Genomic DNA, 3,220 nt, shown 5'->3' with positions numbered 1-3,220 from the left:
GGATACGGTCGTGCAGCTCCAGGCGCTTGAGGCCGGCAGCGGCCAGAATGATGGCGTCGTACTCGCCGTCATCCAGCTTGCGCAGACGGGTTTGCACATTGCCGCGCAAGGGCTTGATCACCAGTTGCGGATAGCGGGCGCGCAGCTGCGATTCGCGGCGCAGGCTGGAGGTGCCCACCACGGCACCAGCCGGCAGCTCGGCCAGACTGGCGAACTTGTTGGAAACAAAGGCATCGCGCGGGTCTTCGCGTTCGCAGATGGCCGCCAGGGCAAAGCCTTCCGGCAGCACCATGGGCACGTCCTTGATGGAATGCACGGCGAGGTCGGCACGGCCTTCGGCCAGCGCCACTTCCAGCTCTTTCACGAACAGACCCTTGCCGCCGATCTTGGACAGGGTCTTGTCCAGGATCTGGTCGCCCTGGGTGGTCATGCCAAGGATTTCGACGGTAAGGTGCGGATACAGCGCTTGCAGGCGGGCCTGGATGTGTTCGGCCTGCCACATGGCCAGGCGGCTTTCGCGGCTGGCGATGACGATCTTGTCCATCAATTGCATTCCTGACGATGAAATTCGTCCGATTCTAGCATGCAGGCAGGGCAAGGCCTGGAGTCGGATCAAGGAAGGGATATTTGCGGCGGAACAGCGCCGTCAGGGTCGCCGGCGGGCACTGGCCATTTGTCTGCCGCTTGCGCAGTGAGGGTCTGGCCGCGCTGCAAAACTGCCGCGGCCGGCCAGCCTGCTTACTGTGGTTTGTTTGCGGCCTGCTGTTCAAGCTGGCTTTGTGTATCGATGATTTTCTGGATGGAAATGCCGCTGGCCAGGGTAAAGAATTTATCCCAGTCCTCGTGTTTGTCGTGGGTGAAGTCCTTGATCTGGCGCCGTTCATCCGGTGTCAGTAGTACCAGCGATGCCATCTTCCATGGCCTGGAGGTATTCATTTTGGCGATATCCATCGTCAGCAGGCTGTGACGGGCACGCAAGCCTCCCCAGCCGGCGAGCAACAGCAGCACCAGTAATAGCAGGAGGGATTTGCGCAGCAGGGAGCGATGTTCAGACATGGCGAACGGTTAACCTTATCGATAATGTTTCAACAGCCGCCGGCATCCAGCTGCTTGTTCTTGGCGCGACGGGCCAGGCCGATGGCAACCGGGTTCTTGTCCAGAGCCCGGCCAATGGCCTGATTCTGCAGGATGCGTTTTCCCCTGGCGGCTTGCTCGGCCTGTGGACAATCGACAGCAGGGGCGCTGGCGCCATGGGCAAGCGCCATTTCACCCAGCAGCAGGCTGCTAGCCGCCAGCAGGGCCAGGCGGGTGAACATAGGTGTTATGTGGTTCGAGCTGTTTATGACGTAAGGGTTATTATCGATCATTCCATTTCACAAGCAAGTTGTTTTCTGAAGGCTGGTGCCACAGCAAGTCCGGGGTGCCTGACCGCTACGGTGGTGGCGGATTCGCGCAGCCGCCGCTGCTGTCGCTTTGGCGGCATGCCTAGACTTGCCGGAAGGGGAAATGGTTCAGCCGCAGCAGGAAAGTCTGCTGTGCTTGATTTGTGTGCAGGGTGCTTGCATGGCTTCGTCGGGCTGCGGCCGGGCGCAGGCAAGGGTCAACCCCCGTTGCTGTTGTGCACAAAATGTGCGAAAAAAATCAGGAAAATTCGGTAATGAACACACTACAGCGGCAATGCTGCCTATGATGTTTGTTCGCCAGTCTGCTGACGCCAGGTAGCAACCTGTCTTGAGAAGATTGCCATCCCATTCATACACAAGGCCGTCATCACGTTTGCGCGGTCATGCACAGCGCAAGCGGATAGCTCGGCCAGACGATTCTACAAAGGAAACAGGACATGACGGAGCTGGACAAGGATCTTCCCCTACGTGCCGACCTGGCGCGGCTGGACCGCCTGTTGGGCGAAGTGCTGCACGCCCAGGAAGGCCCCGAGGTGTACCAGGAGGTGAAAGCCATTGCCGCGCGCACACCGGAACAACGCGCGCTGCCGCTGCCGGACACCCTGTCGCCCAAGGCCACCACCGCGCTGGTGCGCGCCTGTGGCCTGTATGCCCAGTTGTTCAATATTGCGGAAGACCTGCACCACACCCGTCGTCGTCGTGCCCACCAGATTGCCGGCTCGCGCCCGCAGCAAGGTAGCCTGAACCGGGCGCTGGCGCGGTTGAAGGAAGAGGGCGTCAGCTTTGCCCAGCTGTCCGACACCCTGCAGGACGCCTATGTCGGCGCCATCCTCACTGCCCACCCCACCGAGGTACAGCGCCAGAGCGTGCTGGATGGCCACCGCGCCGTACGCAAATTCCTCAGCCAGCTGGGTTCGCCGGACATCACCCCGGAAGAGGAAAGCGAACTGGACGGCAAGCTCAAGCGGGTGATCCTGTCGCTGTGGCAGACCTCGGAAATCCGCCATTTCAAACTGTCGGTGGAAGACGAAATCAAGAATGGCGTGGCCTACCACCCGATGACCTTTTTCTCCGCCCTGCCGCGGCTGTATCAGCGCCTGGGCAAGGAAGTGGAAACGGCCTGGGGCCAGACGCCCACCCTGCCGCCCTTTATCCGGGTGGGCAGCTGGATAGGCGGTGACCGCGACGGCAACCCCAATGTCAACGCCGCAGTCTTGCGCCATGCCTTTACCTTGCAGGCTACCCAGGCTTTCGAGCATTACCTGGGCGAACTGGCCGCGCTGTACCGCGAGCTGTCGCTGTCCGAACGCCATGTTGCGGTCAGCCCGGCCTTGCAGGCCCTGTCCGGGCAGACGCCGGACAACAAGGAAAGCCGCGAGCAGGAACCCTATCGCCGCGCACTGGCCACCATCGAGGCCCGTCTGCTGGGCAAGGCGGCCGAGCTGGGCCTGGCGGTGCGCGGCCGCTGGCCGGCCGGCGCGCCCTATGCCGATATTGCGGCATTTCAGGCTGATCTGACGACCGTGGCCGATTCGCTGAGCGCCCATGGCAGTGCCTTGCTGGCGGACGGCCGGCTGGCCCGGCTGCGCCGTGCGGTGGAGGTATTCGGTTTCTTCCTGATGCCGGTGGACCTGCGTCAGTTTGCCGGCATGCACGAAGCGGTGGTGAGCGAGCTGTTTTCCAGTGCCGGACTGGAACACTACCCGGCGCTGGACGAGGCGGCGCGCATCCGCGTCTTGCTGCGCGAACTGGCCACGCCACGCCTGCTGTACTCGCCCTACCAGCAATACAGCGCGGATACCGACAAGGAGCTGGCC

The 3,220-nt window shown here is 62.2% G+C and carries 4 protein-coding genes; 1 reads left to right on the top strand and 3 read right to left on the bottom strand.

What is annotated here, in order from left to right; genetic code table 11:
* The 3 genes from hemC to JHD64_RS20910 all read right to left on the bottom strand — a co-directional run.
* Window positions 1-544: hydroxymethylbilane synthase (gene hemC / locus JHD64_RS20920; protein ID WP_199055515.1), on the bottom strand; the 544-nt coding region annotated here is incomplete at its 3' end.
* A 194-nt stretch (window positions 545-738) separates the two neighbouring features.
* Window positions 739-1,056, bottom strand: a complete 318-nt coding sequence (locus tag JHD64_RS20915; RefSeq protein WP_059286863.1) for a hypothetical protein — start codon at window positions 1,054-1,056, stop codon at window positions 739-741.
* A gap of 29 nt (window positions 1,057-1,085) precedes the next feature.
* Complete coding sequence (locus JHD64_RS20910; protein ID WP_059286862.1) at window positions 1,086-1,316, bottom strand: hypothetical protein; 231 nt, start codon at window positions 1,314-1,316, stop codon at window positions 1,086-1,088.
* 524 nt (window positions 1,317-1,840) lie between these two features.
* On the opposite strand from JHD64_RS20910, the gene JHD64_RS20905 reads away from it, so the two are divergent.
* On the top strand, window positions 1,841-3,220 hold a 1,380-nt coding region (locus tag JHD64_RS20905; RefSeq protein WP_199055514.1), incomplete at its 3' end, for a phosphoenolpyruvate carboxylase.

It is taken from the genome of Aquitalea sp. ASV15 (assembly GCF_016429115.1).
Classification (GTDB): domain Bacteria; phylum Pseudomonadota; class Gammaproteobacteria; order Burkholderiales; family Chromobacteriaceae; genus Aquitalea; species Aquitalea magnusonii.
The sequence above is the reverse complement of the archived record's forward strand: the minus strand, read 5'-3'. Positions and strand labels throughout refer to the sequence as shown.